This is a genomic window from Neobacillus drentensis (assembly GCF_036962765.1).
GTDB lineage: Bacteria > Bacillota > Bacilli > Bacillales > Cytobacillaceae > Neobacillus > Neobacillus drentensis_C.
The window spans coordinates 1-317 of sequence record NZ_JBALOS010000183.1 but is presented as its reverse complement, the minus strand read 5'-3'; the positions used below and the strand labels follow the sequence as shown (position 1 = coordinate 317).

Below are 317 nucleotides of genomic sequence, written 5' to 3'. Positions count from 1 at the left end.
GTCCCTGTTGAAGACGTAGTAGGCTGTGTTCTTAAAAGTGCTCCCTCTTTCGTTACTTTTACGAAGTCACCATTTTTTAAGAAATAAACTGATTCATGTAGCTCACCAGTTAAAAGATACTCTGGTGTTGGTGTCTTGAACTGTAAAATTTGGCTCTCTGTGTTATATATAAAATCATCATACTTAAATGGATAATGCGCTAGTATCTTGTGTTCTTGGTCGTCTCCTAAATAACTTTGTACTTCAATTTTATTAAATACTCGATCTTGATAAGTATTCCAATTTCTAGACCCATCAATACGTTTTATTGGGATGTT

The 317-nt window shown here is 34.1% G+C and carries 1 pseudogene; it reads right to left on the bottom strand.

What is annotated here, in order from left to right:
- A pseudogene (locus V7137_RS21345) lies at positions 1-317 on the bottom strand (Ig-like domain-containing protein); the annotation flags it as partial.